Genomic DNA, 19,004 nt, shown 5'->3' with positions numbered 1-19,004 from the left:
CCTGTTCCTGGCGGGGTGGGCGCGGCAGCCGCGGCCGCCCGGGCCGATGGGTCCTACGGGATCTTGTAGCCGGCGTTGTCGGAGAAGTCCTGGTCGATGGCGCGGGCGGCCTTTTGCAGAGCGCTCTCGGGGTCGGCGCCACCGTAGATGGAGTTCAGGGCCTCGCTGAACTTCGAGGTGACCAGGGGGTAGCCGGCGGTCACCGGGCGGGTGACGGCGACGCAGGACTTGGTGATGTCCTTGTCGCCGCAGGGCTTGGCGAGCTGGTCGGCGTAGAGCTGGAGCGGGCCGCCCTGCTTGTAGAGCTCGCTCTTGTCGAGCGCGGTCTTGGTGGCGGGCACCGCCCCGTTGGCCGTCGTCATGGCGGTGATGTTGGCGTCGTTCAGGAGGGTGTCCAGGAACGTGCCGGCGGCCTTGGCGTTCTTGCTGTCGGCGCCGATGCCCCAGGCCCAGGAGCCCTGGCCGGTCTTGGGGCCGTTCCCGAAGTCGGGCAGCGGCAGTACGACGAGGTCGTCGCCGAGGGCCTCGCTGTAGGCGGGGTACATCCAGTGGCCGACCCAGCTCAGGGCGACGCGGCCCTTGGCGAAGGCGTTGCCGTCGGTGTTGGGGTCGACATACGTCTTCCAGGACTGGAAGGTCTTCATGGCCGAGATCACGGCCGGGGTGTCGAGGGCGCCTTCCGCCTTGCCGTCCTTGAGGAGGGAACCTCCCGCGGACCAGACGACCGGGGCGAAACCGTAGGTGCCCCACTCGTTGGCGTAGCCGCCGGTCTCCTGGAGGTCGAGGGTCTTGCCGTCGGTGTCCATGGCCTTCAGCGCCCCCAGCGCGGCGGTGAACTCCGTCGCCGTCCAGTCATTAGACAGGCTGGTCGGGTACTTCACCCCGGCCGCGTCGAGCAGCTTCTTGTTGCCGTAGATCCCCAGGCCGGAGTCGAACATGCCCAGGCCGTAGTGCTTGCCGCCGACCTCGCCCTGCGCCTTGCTCGCGTCGGTGGCGTTGTCCATGGTCTCGGTGGAGACGTGCGTGTCGATGGGGGCGAGCTTCTTGTTGTAGACGAAGTTCGCCATCGTCGGGCCGTCGAACTCCATCACGTCCGGCAGCTTGGAGGCGTCGGTGGCCGTGATGGTCTTGGTGTAGTCGGCCTCGGGGATCAGCTTCAAGTCGACCTTGATGTCACCCTGCGAGGAGTTGAAGGACTTCACCGCGTTCTGCAGCGCACTGGCCTCGTTCTTCTGGCCCTGGTGGGCCCAGACGCTGATGGTGCCCTTGCCGCTTCCGGCCTCGGCGGAGACATCGGTGCCGCCGCCCGAGCCGCAGGCGGCCAGCGCCACCACGGGGAGAGCGAGGGCCAGGCCCGTACGGACGGTACGGCGGTACTTTCTGTTGGTCGAGCTCATGGTTTGTGCCTCCGTGCTGCGGCGAGGGTTCGAAGTGCGGGGGGGGAGCTTTCCGGGGCGTGGGGGTGCGGTGCTCGGGGGGTTACCTCGGGCCGCGCAGGCGCGGCGGGGCGGTGGTCTCGCGCAGGACGAGACGGATGGGCATCTGCACCTGCCCCGGCGGCTCGGCGTCGGGTTCGTCCAGTTGCCGCAGCAGCAGCCGGGCGGCCTCGGCGCCCTGGTCGGCAACCGGCTGGGCGACGGTGGTCAGTCCGACCACGTCGGCGAGTTCGTGGTCGTCGAAGCCGACGACGGACACGTCGTCCGGCACCTTCAGCCGGTGGCGGCGCAGGGCGCGCAGTGCGCCCATCGCCATCTCATCCGACTGCGCGAACACGGCAGTCGGCGGGCGGGAGACAGCCAGCAGCTCGGTCATGGCCCGCTCACCGCCCTCGACGGTGTAGTCGCCGTCCGCTTCCAGGGCCGCATCGTGCTCAATCCCCGCATCGGTCAGGACGTCCAGGTAGGCGCTGCGCCTTTCGACGGGGGTGGTCCAGTGCAGCGGCCCACTGGACCCGCTGATCATCCCGATCCGTCGGTGACCGAGGTTCACCAGGTGGCGTACGGCGCTCTCCGTTCCGGCCCGGTCGTCGATGCCGACGACGGTGAAGCCGAGCCGGGCTCCGCCGACCGTGGTGGCCAGCGGCACCCCGAGTGAACGCAGTGCAGCCGACTCCTCCTCGTCAGGGATGAGGAGCGACAGCACGGCGTCCACCCGCTTGCGGACCGGCAGCTTGGTGAAGAAACGCTTGCGTGTCTCCGGCGATCCCAGGTTGTACAGCAGCACGTCGTACCCGGCGGCGCTGAAGACCTGCTCGGCGGCATCCACCACGGTGCCGAAGAACCAGCGGCCCACGTACGGGACCACGACCCCGATGGTGAAGGTGCGCCCGCTGGCCAGGCTCGACGCGGAACGCGAGGCGGTGTAGCCGAGCTGGGCGGCGAGGGCCGCGATCTGCGTCCGCACCTCCTCGGACACGCCCGGCCGTCCGCGCAGCGCGCGGGACACGGTGGATGTCGAGACTCCGGCGGCGCGGGCGACATCGGTGATGCTGGCCGTCACGGCGCATTCCCTCCCGTTGGTTTCACGTCGATGTGATCTGCAGGTGACGTGACCGTAAACCCGCCCTCGTTGTTGCGCAAGCGTTTGCGTTCGGATTTACTTGGACTGATCCTTGAGAGACCTTTTTGTTATCAAGCATCAGCGCATACGTTTGGGCGCTGTGAGCCGACAGGAATGTGCATGCGATACGCCCCGCCCGGCCTCTGCGTGAACGACTTCGCCCTCCTGCGGGACGAGGACGGCACATACGCGGTGCTGCACCTGCAGGGGCCCTGGACAACGGAGTTCGATCATCTGCGGATGGAGACCTCCTACGGCCGGGCAACCTCCACCGACCTGGTCCACTGGCAGCCCCAGGGCACCGCCTTCGGCAACGGCCTGCCCGGCCGCTTCGACCAGCAGGCCGTGTGGACCATGCACCCCATCCGGCACGGCGACGCAATGACGATGTTCTACACCGGCGTCTTCGGTCTCACACCGGGCGGCTGGCCGGTCCAGTCGGTCGGACTGGCGTACTCGGACCGCACGGACGGCACCGGTTGGCGCCGCCATGGCACCAGGCCGGTCGTCGAGGCGGACCCGCGCTGGTACCGCACCAGCGAGAAGATGGCCTGGCGTGACCCGTTCGTCGTACGCGATGACGCGTCGGACGGCTGGGTCATGGTCGTCTGCGCCAGCGACGCCTCCCTCCCGGTGGAGGTCAGCGGCTGTGTCGCCCTGGCCACCTCGGCGGACCTGGAGCACTGGACCGTCCATCCGCCGCTCATCTCCCCCGGTGACGTCGATGAACTGGAGTGCCCGGTCCTGGAACGCCTCGACGACGGAAGCTGGCTGCTGCTCGGCTCCATCGGCGCGACCCGCGGCTTCGAGTCGTGGACCGCCCCCAGCCTGCGCGGGCCCTGGACCCGCCGCGGTCCCCTCGGCCCGGCCGGCGCCTACGCCCCGCGCGTCATCGTCGCGCCCGATGGCTCCCGCGTCGTGCTGCACACTACGCCTCGCCGGGTCGGCCTCACTGACTCCGGCGAGACCTGCCGCGGGATGCTCGCCCAGCCCAAGTCCCTTGTCATGTTGGACGGTTCGCCGCCCCGCCTGGAATGGTGGCCCGGCCTGGACGTCTGGCTCGGCGAGGAAACGGAGCACCCCGCCCCGCACGCAGTCGGCGACATCGGCCTCACCGGGCCCGTCGACGTTATTCTCCGCACCGATTCCCCGGACGGCAGGCCCGCCCTCGTTGTCGGCTGCGACGGCAAGAACCTCTGGGTCACCGGCCCCGAGGGGACCCGGCTCGGCGAGACCGTCCTGACCGAACCCGCCGCCACGCTGCGCATCCTCACCATTGGCGAGTACGTCGAGGTCTACGCCGACGGCCTCTTCGTCCTGACCACCCTGTGCTACTCCGGGCACCCCGCCCCGTGGACGGCCGCCACCGATGGCCGCGAACGCACCATCCCTGTCCGCCCGATCCGGCTGCCCGACCCGCACCGGGACGACGCCTCGGCCATCTGGCCAGGCTCCACAACACCCTGACGGGCGACAGCCCACGCCCGTCTGATCGTCACCCGGCACGGCCCCGGAAAGGCTCAATCGGGTGTGCGAGGACATCGACCGCCCGCCAGGAACTGGCGAGTCAGATCGAGCGCTCCACCGGGCGGGAGTGCCAAGATCTTCCAGAGGGACACCTTGCTGTCCATGGCGTTGACGCGGGCCTGCGTCATGCCGACGGCAGCCGCGATGCGCGCCTGGCTGGCCCTGCTGTACTGCTGGCCGTGGCGGAACACGGTGCCGATATCGCGGGTGCGGAGGGCTTGGCGGACATCTGCGCGCTCCCATGCCCAGTCAGGCAGAGACGTTGGTACGAGCGGTGTGGTCACGGTCCTCGGCGACGACCTCGGCGACGACCTCGGCGCCACCGAGCTCGCCGCGCACGCGGGAGTCAGCGCGCGCCACCTGGCCCGGCTGTTCCTCGACCAGCTCGGACAGACACCTGCCCAGTTCGTACGGACCGCCCGAGCCGAGGCGGCCGCACAACTCCTCGTCTCCACGGCACTGCCGCTGGCCTCGATCGCCAGGCGCTGCGGGTTCAGCTCCGCCTAGACGACACCGCCCCCAGCACCTCGGCGTGGTCCCACGGCGACTGGCGCCTGCTTGTGCCCGCCGAGTGGCAGGACGACACTGAACGCCGCATAAAAGCCGGCCTACCCGAAGAGGTCGGGCACCGGGAGAAATGGCGCCTGGCCCTGGACCTCATTGACGAGGCGGTCGCCTGGGGCCTGGAGCCGGTGGTGATCGTCGCCGACGCCGGCTACGGCCAGATCACCGCGTTCCGCCACGGCCTGGCGGAACGCGGGCTGGACTACGTCGTCGCCGTCCGCTCGGACGAGTCCGCGCACCCGCAGGCGGCCGCGCCCAGCGCATCGCCGTGGAGCGGGAACGGCCACCATCCCGCCGCCGCCACCCCACCCTCCGCACCACGGCTGGCCACGGCCGGAGTGAGGAGCAGCGCCGGAGTCGCACGCGGCCGGTAAGCCGACAGCGGACCCGTGTCAGGCCATAGCCGCGCCGGTTCCCGCGATCACCTCGGGCCGCAGCAGGGCGGTGAGCCGCTCGGCCGGCAGCAGACCTCGCTCCAGGACGAGCTCGGCCACGCCCCGGCCGGTGGCAAGGGCCTCTTTGGCGATGTCGGTGGCGGCGGTGTATCCGATGTGCGGGTTCAGGGCGGTCACCAGGCCGATGGAGTTCTCGACGGTGGCGCGCAGCACCTCGGTGTTGGCGGTGATGCCGGCCACGCAGCGCTCGGCGAGGGTGAGGCAGGCCGCGCGCAGGTGGGTTATGGACTCCGACAGCGAGTGCAGGATGACCGGCTCGAAGGCATTGAGCTGGAGCTGACCCGCCTCGGCGGCCATGGTGATGGCGACGTCGTTGCCGATCACCTCGAACGCGACTTGGTTGACGACCTCCGGGATCACCGGGTTGACCTTGCCGGGCATGATGCTCGAACCCGCCTGTACCGGCGGCAGGTTGATCTCGCCGAAGCCCGCGCGCGGCCCGGAGGACAGCAGACGCAGGTCGTTGCAGGTCTTGGACAGTTTGACGGCGATGCGCTTGAGTACACCGGACATCTGGACGAACGCGCCGCAGTCCTGGGTGGCTTCGACCAGGTTTGCCGCGGTGACCAGGGGCAACCCGGTGATGTCGGCAAGGTGGCGGCGAGCCGATTCGGCATATCCGGCGGGGGCGTTGAGACCCGTGCCGATCGCGGTCGCGCCGAGGTTGATCTCCAGGATCAGCTCGACGGCCTCAGCGAGCCGGCTGCGGTCCTCGTCGACCATGACGGCGAAGGCGGAGAACTCCTGCCCGAGCGTCATCGGCACGGCGTCCTGCAACTGGGTGCGGCCCATCTTCAGAACGTCGCGGAACTCGACGGCCTTGCGGGCGAACGCGTCCTGGAGGACGGCCATGGCGCCGAGCAGGCCGCGCACCGCCAAGACGGTCGCGATCCGCACGGCGGTCGGGTAGACGTCGTTGGTGGACTGGCCGAGGTTGACGTCCTCGTTGGGGTGCAGGTGCCGGTACTCGCCCCTGGCGTGGCCCAGCAGCTCCAGCGCCCGGTTGGCGATGACCTCGTTGGCGTTCATGTTGGTCGAGGTGCCGGCGCCGCCCTGGATGACATCGACGACGAACTGGTCGTGCAGCTTGCCGCCGCGTATCTCCTGGCAGGCGGCGACGATCGCGGCGGCCTTCGCGGGCTCCAGCAGGCCGAGTCCCTCGTTGGCGAGGGCGGCGGCCTCCTTGACGGCGGCGAGGGCGTCGATCAGGTGCGGGTAGGCGGAGATGGGCGTCCCGGTGATGGGGAAATTCTCGGTGGCGCGCAGGGTGTGGACGCCCCAGTAGGCGTCGGCGGGGACGTCGCGGTCTCCGAGCAGGTCGTGTTCGCTGCGGGTGGCGGCGGTCATGGGTGTGCGGCCCTCTTCCTGAGGTGGGTGGGTCAAGGTGGTGAAAGGGGTTGGAGTCAGGCGGTGGCGGGGATGCTGGGCGGGTTCAGCGCCGCCACCGGCTGGATGCCGCCGACGGGCCGGCCGCCGCCGGTCATCGGCTCGCCCTCGAACCCGGCGAGCAGCCGCGGCTCGACTCCCGCCCGGGCGAGGGCTGCGGCTGTCACCGGGATGCGCGCCCGGTCCGCCCCGTCGGCGATCTTCACTGCGACGGCCCGGCCGTCGGGCAGCGCGGCCACCTGGACGCCCTCGAAGCCGTCCTTGGCCAGCAGCCCGGGCACCGCGCGCATCAGCCGGGCCGTGTCTCGCCCTGTGCCGGAGGCCATCTCCGGGTGGACGCGCAGCGCGTCCGCCACCCGGCGCCCGGCGGTGTCCGGACCGGCCGTGGCGATGCGGGCGGCGGCGCGGGCCAGGCCGTGCAGGGACACTGCGAACAGCGGGGCTCCGCAGCCGTCGACGGTGACGTGCGCGATGTGCTGGCCGGTGAGTTCCTCGACGACCTCGGCGATCGCCCTCTGAAGCGGGTGGCCCGGGTCGAGGTAGCTCTCCAGGGGCCAGCCGGCCAGCTTGCACAGGTACAGCATCGCCGCGTGCTTGCCGGAGCAGTTCTGGGCGAGCCGGGAAGGCCCGCGGCCCTCGCGCACCCAGGCATCCCGGACCGCCGGGGCGTACGGCACGTCGGGGACGTTGCGCAGGTCGTCCTCGGTGAGGCCGGCCAGTTCGAGGATCAGCCGGGTACCTGCGAGGTGGTGCTCCTCGCCGGAGTGGCTGCCCATCGAGAGGGAGAGCAGGGCGCCGTCGAGCGGCAGCCCGGCCCGCACCATGGCGAGGGCCTGGACCGGCTTGAGGGCTGAGCGCGGGTAGCACGCGGCTTCGATGTCGCCGATACTCAACCGGACTTCGCCCTCACCGTCGAGGACGACGACGGATCCGTAGTGGACTCCCTCGATCACGCCGCCCCGGGTGACGTGGGCGACGGGTGCATGCTGGGGCTCGCGCATCGCGGGCGCGTCCGCGAGGAGACTGCTGCGCATCACTGCCTCGTTTGGTGGTGGGTTGCTGCTGGCCGGGGTGGCCGGCGGCAGGCCCGGCCCGGGGGGACGGGCCGCGCCCGCCGCCCGGCTCAGCCCTCGCTCTTCGCGGCGGCGTGCGCCACGCGGCCGCGGACCGCGTACCAGCCGGCGACCAGCGCCGCGGCGATCAGCGGCACGCACAGTACGGTGGTGCGCGCCGCTCCTCCGTCGGCGTACATGAGGACCAGGACGGAGGCGAGGAAGGCCAGTGTCACGAGTTCGGTCCACGGGGAGCCGGGCAGGCGGTAGGAGGGGCGGGTGAGTTCGCCGTCACGGGTCTTCCGCCAGAAGAGGAGGTGGCAGAGCATGATCATGCCCCAGGTGGCGAGGATGCCGATGGCGGCCAGGTTGAGCACGATCTCGAACGCGTCCGCCGGAACGACGAAGTTGAGCCCGACGCCGAGGACGCACATGCCGCTGGTGAGCAGGATGCCGCCGTAGGGCACCTGGGTGCGGCTCAGCCGGGCGGTGAAGCTCGGGGCGGAGCCGTTGACGGCCATCGAGCGCAGGATGCGGCCGGTGGAGTAGAGGCCGGAGTTGAGCGAGGACATGGCCGCGGTGAGAACGACCAGGTTCATCACGTCGCCGGCCGCCGGGATGCCGATGTGGGAGAGCACGGTCACGAACGGGCTCTGGCCGGCGCTGTAGCTGTTCCACGGCATCAGCATCGACAGCAGGACGACCGAGCCGACGTAGAAGAGGCCGACGCGCCACATGATCGAGTTGATCGCCTTCGGCATGATCTCCTCGGGATTCTCGGTCTCGCCGGCCGCGACTCCGACCAGCTCGACGGAGGCGTAGGCGAAGACGACGCCCTGGATGATCAGCAGCATGGGCAGCAGGCCGTTGGGGAAGATCCCGCCGTTGTCGGTGATCAGGGACGGACCGGGCACGGCGTCGTCGATGGGGTGCCGGGTCACGAGGAAGAAGATCCCGATGGCCATGAAGACGACCAGCGCGCCGACCTTGACGATGGCGAACCAGAACTCCAGTTCGCCGAAGATCCGCACCGAGATGAGGTTCACGGTGAGGACCACGGCCAGGGCTATGAGCGCGATCACCCACTGCGGGACGTCGGAGAACAGGCGCCAGTAATGGGTATAGGTGGCGACGGCGGTGATGTCGGCGATGCCGGTGGTCGCCCAGTTGAGGAAGTACATCCAGCCCGCGGTGTACGCGCCCTTCTCCCCGAGGAACTCCCGGGCGTACGAGACGAAGGCGCCGGAGGACGGCCGGTACATGACGAGCTCGCCGAGCGCGCGCACGACGAGGAACGCGAAGATCCCGCAGACGGCGTAGGCGACGAACAGTGAGGGGCCGGCGTCGGCGAGGCGTCCGCCCGCGCCGAGGAAGAGCCCGGTGCCGATCGCACCCCCGATGGCGATCATGTTGACGTGCCGGGGTGTCAAGGACTTGCTGTAGCCGGTGTCCCCGGCGTCCACGTGACGGGTCGTGGGGCGCTTCTCGTCTTTGAGGAACTGCTCGCTCACGCCTCGGGTCTGCCTTCCGTGGAGGTGGCCGCGCGCTGGGGGCGCACGATTTCTGTGAGGGTCGTCTCGACCCGCAGGAGGTGGTGGGACATGGCCTCCACCGCGTCGTGCTCGCTGCCGTCGGCCAACGCCTCGAGGATCGCCCGGTGCTCGCAGTTGGACTGCTCGCGCCGGCCGCCCAGTTCGTTGAGGAAGGTCGACTGACGCGCCAGTGCGTCGCGGATCTCCTCGATGACGCGGCGGAAGACGGGGTTGCGGGATGCCTCGGCCACCGCCAGGTGGAAGACGGTGTCCATCGCCACCCACGCGGTGGTGTCGGTCTCCTGCTCCATCCGGTCGAGCAGATGGCCCAGATGGTCCAGGTCCTCCGGGGTGCGGCGCAGCGCGGCGTACCCGGCGACCGGGATCTCGACGTGCCGGCGCACCTCCAGCAGGTCGCTGGCGACGTAGTCGCCGAAGGTGGGGTCCTCGACCGTGTTCGCCAGGACGAACGTGCCCTTGCCGCTCTTGGAGGCGGTCAGGCCGATGGCTTGGAGGGCTCGGAGCGCCTCCCGCAGCACGGGCCGGCTGACCTCCAGGGTCCGGCACAACTCGGCTTCGGAGGGGAGCTTGTCGCCCACGACGTACTCACCGCGCTCGATGGCGCTGCGCAGGTGGCCGAAGACCGCTTCCATCGCGCTGACGCGCCGCGGGGCCTGGCCACCTGTCTGGCTGTCTGACAGGTTCACGGTGTGATCCTGATGGGTGTGCCGGAGGGTGTCAAGACACCTGTGTCGGGAAAGTCCGGCCCGGCGAGTTTCGTACCGTGCGCACTTTCCGTCCTGCCACCGAAGCCGCCCGATCGGTGTCTGCGGCGAAACCGGCGGCATCCACCAGGGCGTGCACCACCGGCGTGTCGACACCCATCTCCGGATGCCACTGGACGCCCACGGCGAAGCGGTGCCGGGTGCTCTCGATCGCCTCGACGGTGCCGTCCGCCGCACGGGCTGCCACGATGAACCCGGAGCCAAGGCGATCCACGGCCTGATGATGGTGCGTGGCGACCTCGCGGGTCCCCGGCAGGAGGGCGCCGATCCGGGTCCCCGGCGCGGTGGTGACGGTGTGGGCACAGAAGTGGCCCCGGTAGGGGTTGTGGCCGTCATGGCCCACCCTGTCGGGCAGGTGCTGGATGAGGGTGCCTCCGGCGTGTACGTTCATCAGCTGCATACCCCGGCACACTCCGAGCACGGGTATGTCGCGGGCGAGACCGGCGGCCAGTACAGCCTGCTCCCACCGGTCGCGCTCGCGGACCGGCGGCCCCGTGCGGGGGTGGGGCCGGGCGCCGTACAGGGCGGGATCCACGTCCTCGCCTCCCGTCAGGACGATCGCGTCCAGACGTGCGACCACATCGGCCGCTGCCGACGGGGCGTCCGGCGGCAGCAGGACGGCCCGGCCGCCCGCGGCCTGGAGACAGCCGGCGTAGGCCGCAGGCAGCACTGCGGCGGGCAGGTCCCACTCGCCCCACCGGGCGTCGGCCAGGTAGGTGGTGAGTCCGATGAGGGGTGGCTGGGGCATACCACTTCCTTTCAGGGCGTGAGGGGTGATCGTCGACGGCCGGGTGCACACCCGCCCCGCCGGACGTCCCCGGCCACGGCGGGCTGCGGCAGAAAAGGCGGACGGGGCGGACGGGGCACTGGCGGAGGGCGCCCCGGCGACAAGGTGGAGGGGCGGTCACGCCCCGGCAACGCGGGCTTGCGTTTTTCTTGCCGCGAGCAGAATCCTGCTGGCGTTCATCCGCAATCACAAGAAAACACATCTTCGCGACAGATAAGTGAGCCTTAACTCCGTGCACGGACTCGACCCCCGCCTGCTCGCCACCCTCGAAGCCGTCGTGCGGCACGGCTCCTTCAACGCCGCCGCACGCGAGCTCGGCTACAGCGCGCCCGCGGTCTCCCAGCAGATCGCCGAACTCGAACGCCGCGCGGGCCTGAGAGTGCTGGAGCGCCGGCCCGTGCGCGCCACACCGGTCGGCGAAGTCCTTCTCGACGCCGAGCAGGGCGTCCGCAACGCGTTGGCGACGGCATCGGTGGAACTCGATGCCATGCGCGCGGGTACGGCCGGACGGATCCGCCTCGGCGCCTTCGCCTCGGCCGCCACCAGCATCGTTCCGCAAGCGCTGGCCCAACTCCACGCGGCCTACCCCCACGTGCAGGTCAGCCTCAGCCAACTGGAACCCGAGGCCTGCTACAACCGGCTCAAGCGGGGGGACATGGACCTGGCCCTCAGCTACGACTACGACTTCATCCCCGTCCCGCCGCCCCGGATGCTGCGCCGGACGCTGGTCGCACGGGATCCGGTGGTGGCCGTGGTCCCGGCACACCACCGCCTGGCCGACAGGGAAGTCATCGACCTGGCCAGCCTCGCGTCCGAGACCTGGATCGCGGCTCCGGAGGCCGCACTGCGCCTGGAACTGCTTTCCCAGATGGCCAAGACGCCTGGCTTCCAGGCCCGCCTGCAATACGAGGGGGACGACTTCAACACCGTGCTCGGCTTCGTGGCCGCAGGCCTGTGCGTGGCCGTCATGCCGCAACTCGCCCTGCCCCGCGCCAACACCCAGGTCGTGGCCCGCCCCCTGGCCGAGCCGCAGTTGACGCGCTTCATCTACGCCGTCCGCATCGACACCCGGCACGCCCCGCGCGCCGTCCTGGACCTGGAGCGGATGCTCGCCGCGCAAGCGCTGGCCGCGCTCGCATGAGGCTGCGGCGGGCGGCCACCGGAGGTGAACGGAGCGTGAACCCCCGTGAAATGCGCCAAGTTGACGGCGGCCGCACGCGCGTAGACCGGGTGATGACGCCAGGTCTCCCGGCTTGTCCGACTACCGGACGCGGTGGCTGAAAGTTAAACTATTGCGTGACGGGCGCCCTACGTTTGCGGCGGTTGACGTTCCAGCGAGAGGAAACCCCTCATGACCGCCGCCGACAGTGCGCCGCGAACGGCCCGCGTCCTCACCGGCTACCGCCCCGAGGACGGCTTCATGGCCGTGGAGCTGGACCCGCCTCCGGGCGAGTACGTATGGCACGACGAGCACGCCGAGCAGCAGGAGCAGCGCTACGGCCCGGGTGCGGGCTACCACCAGTGGCTGGCAGTGGACGCACGCGATGGCGCCGTATGGTTCGGCGACATCGACTGGCGGGCCCCGTCCGAAGACCTCGGCAGCCAGCTCCCCGGCCTCCCCCGCAGGGCACTCGGCGACGGGGCCGTCCCGGCCTCCGGAACCATGGTGCAGCTGCTCGGCCACCTGACCCATGACGAACAGCGCGGCTGCTCCTGGCGCTTCTTCACCGCTGAAGAACTGCACGCGCTCGCCCTGCGCATACTCCCCGCCGTGCAGCGGCTCGTGGACTCCATCCACCGCATCGGACCGGGCGACGAACTGGAGTGGTCGGCCGAGGCCGCCACCGCCTGGGACGACATCGAGCAGGCCGCGACCCACACCTTCGATCCCTCCGGCGATCTCCGCTGGCCCAGGCTGCGCACGACACCGATCCCTGCCTGGCGTGTCGAGGTCGGCGCGTTCCTCGCCATGAACCCCGGTCTGTGCGATCCCTCCTGGGGCCTGGCCACGGACGCGGAACTCGATGCCTACGCCGACTACAGTCCCGAGAGCGGCTACGGCGGTGTACCGGGGCGGATGTGCCGCGCCGCCGACCGGCAGATCGAGGACGGTTTCACCTTCTACGGCCACCGTGCCGCCCTGTACGCCTACCGCGCGCAGGCGTGCGGCGACCGTGTTCCGACAGACGCCCGCGTCTGGCTGGAGACGACAGAGGCGGGTCGGGGCACCTGGGAGGCGGCCAAGCCCCCCGGGGCCACCCTCGCCGACGTCCCCGACTGCGTGCTGGCGGCCTTGGCCGAAGGGTTCCAGAACTCCGCGCACGAGGAGGGTCTGGTCCTGACGGGCCTGGACGCCCATCTGCGCCGGTTGCGCGCCGAGGAACGCTCCGCCGTCGACCAGCAGCTCGTCCGCGAAGCCGAGGAAGTCGAACGCCTCGAGAACATGCTCAAGGACTTCCGCGCGGCACGGAACCGCACCGTGACACGGATCCTGGCCTGGTCCGATGGCCGCAGCGACGGGGAAATCGCCCGCCTGGCGTCCATGCCCGACGACTACGTCAGCGACTGGCGCGCCCGCCTGACCGACGAACAGACGACGGCCACACCCGCAACCTGAAGCATGTGCGGCGAAGACAGGGCACCCGCTCCGCAGCCTCACCGCCCGGGCAGCCCGTCGAACGCCACGGCCGTCCGTAGACCGAGGCGACGGCCCGAGGCCTTGAGCCGGTGCCGCCGGCCCGCTGCGAGTACCGCTGCGCGGGGTAGGTGGAGCCGGACCTGGCCGCTGTACCGGCGAGACGACCGGAGACGGTGCTCGTCGACGGCCTCGGGACCAAACGCACCTGGCCTGCCGCGCCCCGAGCTCCGGACTCCGGCCGCTGCGATCCGAAGCCGCCATCCTCAGCCGGTGCCTACGACCGGACATCGTGAACCCTTGTGCAGGGCAGCGACGCGGGTGCAGTGGGCGCACGCTCCCCGGCACCCAGCCCGGCGGTTCCAAGCCGCTCATCGAGCGCTAACAAGGGAAAGCGACCAGCAGCCGTATCCGCTTCGCGAGGGCGTCACGGCGGGCCGGGGCCGGGCCGATGGATATCTCCGCAGCCATCTCAACAGCAACCCTTCTCCTCGGCGTCCACTCACGCACGGTCGGCCTCGACGGCGACCACGGCAGTGCGCAAGTCGTCCAGGGCGTGGCCGAGGCGCTCGTCGGCGAGTTCGTAGCGGGTGCGGCGGCCGACCGGGACCGTGACGACAAGACCGCAGTCGCGCAGGCAGGCCAGGTGGTTCGACAGCCGGGTCCGGGAGATGCCCAGCGCGTCGGCCAGCTCGACGGAATGGGCCGGAGCCTGGCACAGGGCGAGCAGGATGCGGCAGCGGATCGGGTCGGCGAGGGCGCGGCCGAACCGCGCCAGCACCTCGATGTCGGAGGCGATTGTCAGCACCTACGGGACGGTCCGCTTCGAGATCCCGATTCCCGTCGTGCCCGCCGCCGGCCGATTCGGCAGCCAGCCACTTCTCCTGTGGGGCCGCCCGAGTACGTCGTCACCCATGCGCGGCACGTGCCCGTACGGCGTGCTGCTGACCACGCTGGCGCTGCTCGTATCGCCCCCAAGATCCGGACCATTCGCGGGCCAGGAGGCGGGAACTTGGCCCAGCGTCCGCCATTATGGCTGGTCAGCCTGGTGCGGCGTCTGTACCGCCAGCAGACGAAGAATCTCCTGGGCGTCTGCGGAGGTAAGTCAAGGCGCTGCCCTTGGCGCAAAACAGGGGGAAAGCACAGGTCACAGGGGGCGCATGGATCGTGGTGGTCGCATGCGGTCGCACGAGACTGGAGGTGTCGGACCACCTCGTCATCACCACGCCCAAGACCCGCTCGAGCCTCGGCTGGGTCGCCGTCTCACCCCGCGTCGCCACCGCCCTCCAACACCGGGCCCAGTCAACAACCCACTCCCGCAGCGATCCAGGCGATCCGTTCACCGGACTCGTCTTCTGCAGACCCGACGGCCGACCCCTGCGACCCCACACCGTCCTCGACCGGCTCCGGCAACTCTCCAAAGAGGCTGGTGTACCGCGGGTGACCGTTCACGACCTGCGGCACCTGGCCGCCACCATCACCATCACCGCAGGCGTCCCGCTCACCGTGGTCTCCAAGACGCTGCGGCACTCCACCCTGTCGACCACCGCGAACATCTACAGCCACCTCACCCAACAAGCCGCCCGCGAAGCCGTCGACACCATCGACCACACGCTCACCGGAGCCGAGAAGAGCAGCACGCGTGCAGACCGGCCGGCGTGGCTGCGACCACCACGCGACCACATCCAGCGCCTCCACGAAGCCCTCCACCGGCTCCGCTCCCCCGCCCCGCCCGCGGAAAAGGCCGTCCTCTCATATGTGAGAGAACGGCCTCCGACCTGCGTAAAGCATGGTCGGGACGACAGGATTTGAACCTGCGACCCCTTGACCCCCAGTCAAGTGCGCTACCAAGCTGCGCCACGTCCCGATGCCCGCTGACCTGGGGTTTCCCCGGGTTGAACGCGCAGGAGAACAATACCGCACTTCGCGGGGTGGTCGCGCAGGTTTACCGGGGCCCGGTCGTGCCGAGGGGGCGCTTGACCTCAACCTGACTTGAGGTTGCACGATCGATGCATGACACAGGCAACCGCGGACACGGGGTTCCGCTACGAGGATCTGAGCCGGCTCATGGCGCTCATGACCGGGGCCGAGAAGCACGGGCCCGCCGCCACCTCCACCCTCGACGTGCTCTGGGTGCTCTACGACCGGGTGCTCCGCGTGGGGCCGGCGAGCGCCGAGAAGCCCTGGCGGGACCGGTTCCTGCTCTCCAAGGGCCACGGGCCGATGGCGTACTACGCCGTACTCGCCGCCAAGGGGTTCTTCCCGGTGGACTGGCTGAGCGGCTTCGGTTCGTACGAGTCCCCCCTCGGGCACCACCCGGACCGCACCCTGATCCCCGGAGTGGAGATCGGCAGCGGCTCGCTCGGGCACGGGCTGCCGCTCGCCGTCGGCAGCACGCTCGGGCTGCAGGCGCAGGGGCTGGACGAGCCGGCGGTGTGGGTGCTGATCGGGGACGCCGAGCTCGACAAGGGCAGCAACCACGAGGCCCTCGCGTACGCCGGCGCGGCCGGGCTGGAGCGGCTGCACACCGTGGTGATCGACAACGACTCCGCGACCCACGGCTGGCACGGCGGGATCGCCTCCCGCTTCGAGGCCGCCGGCTGGTCCGCGGTGACCGTCGACGGCCGGGACCACGCGGCGCTGCACGCCGCCTTCACCACACCGCATCCGGGCCGGCCGCACGCCGTCATCGCCCGGGTCGAGAAGAAGCAGTAGAAGGGGCCATTCGTGGACACCATGCGGGAGCGGTTCGTCTCCGTCACTTCGCGCGCGCTCGACGAGGATCCTCGGCTGGCGCTCGTGCTCGCCGAGATCACCATGGACGGGTTCCGGCCCGACCGGCATCGCCACCCGGAGCGGGTGATCAACGTCGGGATCAGGGAGCAGCTGCTCGTCGGAGTGGGCGGCGGGCTTGCCCTCACCGGGCTGCGGCCGATCATGCACACCTTCGCCAGCTTCCTGGTGGAGCGGCCGTTCGAGCAGATCAAGCTGGACTTCGGGCACCAGGGCACCGGTGGGGTCCTGGTCAGCGCGAGCGCAAGCTACGACTGGCCGGCCGGCGGGTTCACCCACATGGCGCCGGGTGACGTGGCCCTGATGGACACCCTCGACGGCTGGACCGTCCACGTGCCGGGGCACCCGGACGAGACCGAGGCGTTGCTGCGCCACGCGTACGCCGCCGGGGACGACAAGGTGTACGTCCGGCTCTCCCAGCAGTCGAACGCCGCCCCGCGCCCGGTGGACGGCCTGCGGCTGCGGACCGTACGGGAGGGCAGTGCCGAGGCCGGTGTCGTCGTCGCGGTCGGCCCGCTGCTGGACAACGTCCTCGCCGCGACGGCGGGCCTGGACGTGACCGTGCTGTACGCCACCACCGTGCGGCCCTTCGACGACGCGGCCCTGCGCGAGGCCGTCGGCCGCGCCACGACCGACGTCGTCCTCGTCGAGCCGTACCTGGCGGGCACCTCCACCGCAGCTGCGGCCCAGGCCCTCTCGGACGTCCCGCACCGGGTCCTCGGCCTCGGCGTCGGCCGTGCCGAGCTCCGCCGCTACGGCACGCTCGAGGAGCACACCGCCGCGCACGGCCTGGATCCGCACTCCCTCCGCGAGCGGATCAGCGCCTTCCTCCGGTGAGGCCCCCGGCAGTCCCGCGCCAGTCCCCCGCCAGTTCCGGGTGGGCCGCGGCCAGGCGTCGGGGGGCCGCCTGGAGCCAGGAGTCGACCAGGATCGCGCGCAGCTCGGCGGCGCCCTCCACCGCCGCCAGACGGACGCGGAGCCAGGCGTAGTCGTCGTCGTGGCCCTCCCGGAGGAAGAACTTCTCCGGCTCGGCGGCGATCAGCTCCGCGCGGTCCTCCTTCGGGCACTTCACCCCGATCGAGGTGTCGTCCTCGCCGAGGGCGGCGAACATCTTGCCGCCCACCCGGAAGGTGGGCATGCCCCAGGCGAGCTTCTCGCTGCTGTCGGGGAGCGACAGCGCGGTCGTACGGACGTCCTCGGCGGTCACGGCCATCCCTGGACTCCTCTCCGGCCACCGGTCCGGCCTCATGCCGATGCCGATGCCGATGCCGATGCCGATGCCGATGCCGATGCCGTCGACCGTAGCGCCCGCCACTGACGGCCGCCCCCGGGCCGCAGGATCCCTAACCCGCCCGCAGGCCGTCCTCGCGTGCGTGGATGGTCTCCAGCAGCTCGGCCGCCAGCGACTTGGCGGTCGCCAGACCCGCCGTCCCCCACCTGCGCGGCTCCAGGTCCACGGCGCACACCGTGCCCAGGACGATCCCCTGCCGGTCCGTCAGCGGCGCCCCCAGGTAGGAGCGCACCCCGCTCTCGTCCACGACCGCGTTGCCCGCGAAGCGCGCGAAGTCCCGTACGTCCTCCAGGGCCAGCGCCCGGCGCCGCACCACCACGTGCGGGCAGTACCCGTGGTCCCGGGGCAGCACCCGCGCCGGGTACCCGCTCGCCGGGGCGTCCGGAGCGTGGTGCAGACCGGCGAAGAACTGCCGTTCCTCCCCGATGAAGTTGACCCCCGCGTACGGGGCCTCCAGTACATCGGCGATCTGCCGGGCGAAGGCGTCGAGCTCCGTGTCCGACCGTTCCCCCAGGCCCAGTTCGCGCAGCCGGACGGTGCGTGCGGGCGCCTCCCGGTCCACCGGCGTGAGCAGCAGGTGTCCGGTCGACTCGTAGTACGTCATCGCGGGTTCCCCCCATCCCAAGAATTCGCTGAAATCGCTGACTTGGCCGGCCTGTCGGTCGCCGCCGTGAAGAGCAGGTGGTGGACCAGCGCGGCCAGGGTCCCCGTCCCGGAGCTCGGCAGCCGCGCGTCGCACCGTACGACGGGCACCTCGGACCCGAGCCCCACCGCCTCGCGAACCTCGTCGGCGGTGTAGCGGTGGCCCTCGTCGAACTCGTTGACGGCGACGATGAACCCGATGCCGCGCCGCTCGAAGAAGTCCACGGCCGCGAAACAGTCGGCGAGCCGGCGGGTGTCCGCGAGCACCACCGCCCCGAGCGCGCCCGCGCACAGCTCCTCCCACAGGAACCAGAAGCGCTGCTGCCCCGGCGTACCGAAGAGGTACAGCACGTGCCGCTCGTCCAGGGTGATCCGGCCGAAGTCGAGCGCGACGGTCGTCGTCGTCTTCGCCTCGATCCCGTCGAGCGGGTCGGGACCCTCGCTCAGCCCGCTGAGCAGTTCCTCCGTGGACAGCGGTTCGATCTCGCTCACCGCGCCCACGAAGGTCGTCTTGCCCGCCCCGAACCCGCCCGCGACCAGGATCTTCAGCGTCGCGGGCAGGACGGGCGCGGGACGGGTGTCACAGTCGTCGGCGTAGGCCATCGAGCACCGCCCGGAGCAGGTTCTGGTCGTCGGCGGCGAGGTACCCGCCGCCCGGGAACCGCGGCGCCTGCGCCGTGACGGCCCCGTGTTCCATCAGATCGGACAACAGCACCTTCACCACCACCGCCGGCAGCCGCAGCTGTCCGGCCACCTCGGCGACGGTGACGGCCGCGGAGCCCGCGCACAGGCGCAGCGCCAGGGTGTGCTCCGTGCCGAGGGGGCCGCGCGGGCGCACCCCCGTCGCGGTCACCAGGGACAGCAGGTCGAGTGCGACGGCGGAGCGGGTCCGTCCGCCGCTGGCCGTGTACGGGCGCATCACCCGGCCCGCCGAGTCGTCGAGCCAGGGCGTGTCGCGCGGGGCCCCCATGCCGTACGCGGCGCGGGCGGCGCGCG

The 19,004-nt window shown here is 71.0% G+C and carries 20 protein-coding genes and 1 tRNA gene; 8 read left to right on the top strand and 13 right to left on the bottom strand.

Features of this window, described 5'->3' with window-relative positions; all coding sequences use genetic code 11:
• Positions 1-53: 53 nt before the first annotated feature.
• Together IF09_RS0119900 and IF09_RS0119895 are read right to left on the bottom strand one after the other, a co-directional pair.
• Positions 54-1,397 carry a sugar ABC transporter substrate-binding protein gene (locus IF09_RS0119900; RefSeq protein ID WP_030297528.1) on the bottom strand — a complete coding sequence of 448 codons (1,344 nt, stop codon included), beginning with the start codon at positions 1,395-1,397 and terminating at the stop codon, positions 54-56.
• Positions 1,398-1,479: 82 nt separating this feature from the next.
• Positions 1,480-2,499, bottom strand: a complete 1,020-nt coding sequence (locus tag IF09_RS0119895; protein WP_030297526.1) for a LacI family DNA-binding transcriptional regulator — start codon at positions 2,497-2,499, stop codon at positions 1,480-1,482.
• Between the two features lie 180 nt (positions 2,500-2,679).
• On the opposite strand from IF09_RS0119895, the gene IF09_RS0119890 reads away from it, so the two are divergent.
• The 3 genes from IF09_RS0119890 to IF09_RS0119880 all read left to right on the top strand — a co-directional run bounded on the left by IF09_RS0119890 (position 2,680) and on the right by IF09_RS0119880 (position 5,024).
• Positions 2,680-4,026: a hypothetical protein gene (locus tag IF09_RS0119890; protein ID WP_030297524.1), complete on the top strand. Its 1,347-nt coding sequence runs from the start codon at positions 2,680-2,682 to the stop codon at positions 4,024-4,026.
• A gap of 162 nt (positions 4,027-4,188) precedes the next feature.
• Positions 4,189-4,593: a helix-turn-helix transcriptional regulator gene (locus tag IF09_RS43130; RefSeq protein WP_078613353.1), complete on the top strand. Its 405-nt coding sequence runs from the start codon at positions 4,189-4,191 to the stop codon at positions 4,591-4,593.
• Entirely contained in the window at positions 4,572-5,024 is a 453-nt protein-coding gene (locus IF09_RS0119880; RefSeq protein WP_078613360.1) for a transposase, read from the top strand. The genes IF09_RS43130 and IF09_RS0119880 overlap by 22 nt, the downstream gene beginning before the upstream one ends.
• Positions 5,025-5,042: 18 nt before the next feature.
• Here IF09_RS0119880 and aspA read toward each other — a convergent pair whose 3' ends face one another.
• The 5 genes from aspA to IF09_RS0119855 all read right to left on the bottom strand — a co-directional run bounded on the left by aspA (position 5,043) and on the right by IF09_RS0119855 (position 10,608).
• Positions 5,043-6,452: an aspartate ammonia-lyase gene (gene aspA, locus IF09_RS0119875; protein ID WP_030297518.1), complete on the bottom strand. Its 1,410-nt coding sequence runs from the start codon at positions 6,450-6,452 to the stop codon at positions 5,043-5,045.
• 56 nt (positions 6,453-6,508) lie between these two features.
• Positions 6,509-7,525, bottom strand: coding sequence for an asparaginase (locus IF09_RS0119870; protein ID WP_030297517.1), 1,017 nt, complete (start codon positions 7,523-7,525; stop codon positions 6,509-6,511).
• An 89-nt stretch (positions 7,526-7,614) separates the two neighbouring features.
• Complete coding sequence (locus IF09_RS0119865; protein WP_030297515.1) at positions 7,615-9,054, bottom strand: amino acid permease; 1,440 nt, start codon at positions 9,052-9,054, stop codon at positions 7,615-7,617.
• Entirely contained in the window at positions 9,051-9,782 is a 732-nt protein-coding gene (locus tag IF09_RS0119860; protein WP_078613352.1) for a FadR/GntR family transcriptional regulator, read from the bottom strand. The genes IF09_RS0119865 and IF09_RS0119860 overlap by 4 nt, the downstream gene beginning before the upstream one ends.
• A 31-nt stretch (positions 9,783-9,813) precedes the next feature.
• Positions 9,814-10,608, bottom strand: coding sequence for a gamma-glutamyl-gamma-aminobutyrate hydrolase family protein (locus IF09_RS0119855; protein ID WP_030297511.1), 795 nt, complete (start codon positions 10,606-10,608; stop codon positions 9,814-9,816).
• A gap of 271 nt (positions 10,609-10,879) precedes the next feature.
• Here IF09_RS0119855 and IF09_RS0119850 point away from each other — a divergent pair, with 271 nt between their 5' ends.
• Both IF09_RS0119850 and IF09_RS0119845 read left to right on the top strand, forming a co-directional pair.
• On the top strand, positions 10,880-11,788 hold the full coding sequence (locus tag IF09_RS0119850) for a LysR family transcriptional regulator (RefSeq protein WP_051832660.1): 909 nt from the start codon (positions 10,880-10,882) through the stop codon (positions 11,786-11,788).
• Between the two features lie 210 nt (positions 11,789-11,998).
• Complete coding sequence (locus tag IF09_RS0119845) at positions 11,999-13,264, top strand: hypothetical protein (protein ID WP_030297507.1); 1,266 nt, start codon at positions 11,999-12,001, stop codon at positions 13,262-13,264.
• 520 nt (positions 13,265-13,784) lie between these two features.
• Here IF09_RS0119845 and IF09_RS0119840 read toward each other — a convergent pair.
• Positions 13,785-14,090 (bottom strand): ArsR/SmtB family transcription factor, encoded by a 306-nt coding sequence (locus IF09_RS0119840; RefSeq protein ID WP_030297505.1) that lies wholly within the window; start codon positions 14,088-14,090, stop codon positions 13,785-13,787.
• 392 nt (positions 14,091-14,482) lie between these two features.
• Between IF09_RS0119840 and IF09_RS41835 the strand changes: the two genes are divergently transcribed.
• Positions 14,483-15,094, top strand: coding sequence for a site-specific integrase (locus IF09_RS41835; RefSeq protein WP_234321073.1), 612 nt, complete (start codon positions 14,483-14,485; stop codon positions 15,092-15,094).
• Here IF09_RS41835 and IF09_RS0119830 read toward each other — a convergent pair.
• Positions 15,073-15,149: transfer RNA gene (locus IF09_RS0119830), tRNA-Pro, on the bottom strand. The genes IF09_RS41835 and IF09_RS0119830 overlap by 22 nt on opposite strands.
• Before the next feature lie 146 nt (positions 15,150-15,295).
• On the opposite strand from IF09_RS0119830, the gene IF09_RS0119825 reads away from it, so the two are divergent.
• On the top strand, positions 15,296-15,997 hold the full coding sequence (locus IF09_RS0119825; RefSeq protein ID WP_030297500.1) for a transketolase: 702 nt from the start codon (positions 15,296-15,298) through the stop codon (positions 15,995-15,997).
• A gap of 12 nt (positions 15,998-16,009) precedes the next feature.
• Positions 16,010-16,912, top strand: coding sequence for a transketolase family protein (locus IF09_RS0119820; protein ID WP_030297498.1), 903 nt, complete (start codon positions 16,010-16,012; stop codon positions 16,910-16,912).
• On the opposite strand, the gene IF09_RS0119815 is transcribed toward IF09_RS0119820, so the two are convergent.
• The 4 genes from IF09_RS0119815 to IF09_RS0119800 all read right to left on the bottom strand — a co-directional run bounded on the left by IF09_RS0119815 (position 16,893) and on the right by IF09_RS0119800 (position 18,978).
• Positions 16,893-17,324, bottom strand: a complete 432-nt coding sequence (locus IF09_RS0119815; protein ID WP_051832689.1) for an MmcQ/YjbR family DNA-binding protein — start codon at positions 17,322-17,324, stop codon at positions 16,893-16,895. The two genes, IF09_RS0119820 and IF09_RS0119815, sit on opposite strands and share 20 nt — an antisense overlap.
• A gap of 94 nt (positions 17,325-17,418) precedes the next feature.
• Positions 17,419-17,970: a GAF domain-containing protein gene (locus IF09_RS0119810; RefSeq protein WP_030297495.1), complete on the bottom strand. Its 552-nt coding sequence runs from the start codon at positions 17,968-17,970 to the stop codon at positions 17,419-17,421.
• Positions 17,967-18,611: a GTP-binding protein gene (locus IF09_RS0119805; RefSeq protein WP_051832657.1), complete on the bottom strand. Its 645-nt coding sequence runs from the start codon at positions 18,609-18,611 to the stop codon at positions 17,967-17,969. The genes IF09_RS0119810 and IF09_RS0119805 overlap by 4 nt, the downstream gene beginning before the upstream one ends.
• Complete coding sequence (locus IF09_RS0119800) at positions 18,589-18,978, bottom strand: DUF742 domain-containing protein (protein WP_030297490.1); 390 nt, start codon at positions 18,976-18,978, stop codon at positions 18,589-18,591. Before IF09_RS0119800 ends, IF09_RS0119805 begins: the two co-directional genes overlap by 23 nt.
• Between the last annotated feature and the right edge of the window lie 26 nt (positions 18,979-19,004).

Origin of the sequence: Streptomyces katrae, from assembly GCF_000717655.1 — a bacterium.
Lineage (GTDB): Bacteria > Actinomycetota > Actinomycetes > Streptomycetales > Streptomycetaceae > Streptomyces > Streptomyces katrae_B.
The sequence above is the reverse complement of the archived record's forward strand: the minus strand, read 5'-3'. Positions and strand labels throughout refer to the sequence as shown.

Excerpts from the sequence above, each read along its gene's own strand:
- IF09_RS0119900 (WP_030297528.1), bottom strand. The coding sequence starts at position 1,397 with ATGAGCTCGACCAACAGAAAGTACCGCCGTACCGTCCGTACGGGCCTG.
- IF09_RS0119890 (WP_030297524.1), top strand. The coding sequence starts at position 2,680 with ATGCGATACGCCCCGCCCGGCCTCTGCGTGAACGACTTCGCCCTCCTG.
- IF09_RS43130 (WP_078613353.1), top strand. The coding sequence starts at position 4,189 with ATGGCGTTGACGCGGGCCTGCGTCATGCCGACGGCAGCCGCGATGCGC.
- aspA (WP_030297518.1), bottom strand. The coding sequence starts at position 6,452 with ATGACCGCCGCCACCCGCAGCGAACACGACCTGCTCGGAGACCGCGAC.
- IF09_RS0119870 (WP_030297517.1), bottom strand. The coding sequence starts at position 7,525 with ATGCGCAGCAGTCTCCTCGCGGACGCGCCCGCGATGCGCGAGCCCCAG.
- IF09_RS0119855 (WP_030297511.1), bottom strand. The coding sequence starts at position 10,608 with ATGCCCCAGCCACCCCTCATCGGACTCACCACCTACCTGGCCGACGCC.
- IF09_RS0119845 (WP_030297507.1), top strand. The coding sequence starts at position 11,999 with ATGACCGCCGCCGACAGTGCGCCGCGAACGGCCCGCGTCCTCACCGGC.
- IF09_RS0119825 (WP_030297500.1), top strand. The coding sequence starts at position 15,296 with ATGACACAGGCAACCGCGGACACGGGGTTCCGCTACGAGGATCTGAGC.
- IF09_RS0119815 (WP_051832689.1), bottom strand. The coding sequence starts at position 17,324 with ATGAGGCCGGACCGGTGGCCGGAGAGGAGTCCAGGGATGGCCGTGACC.
- IF09_RS0119810 (WP_030297495.1), bottom strand. The coding sequence starts at position 17,970 with ATGACGTACTACGAGTCGACCGGACACCTGCTGCTCACGCCGGTGGAC.
- IF09_RS0119805 (WP_051832657.1), bottom strand. The coding sequence starts at position 18,611 with ATGGCCTACGCCGACGACTGTGACACCCGTCCCGCGCCCGTCCTGCCC.
- IF09_RS0119800 (WP_030297490.1), bottom strand. The coding sequence starts at position 18,978 with ATGGGGGCCCCGCGCGACACGCCCTGGCTCGACGACTCGGCGGGCCGG.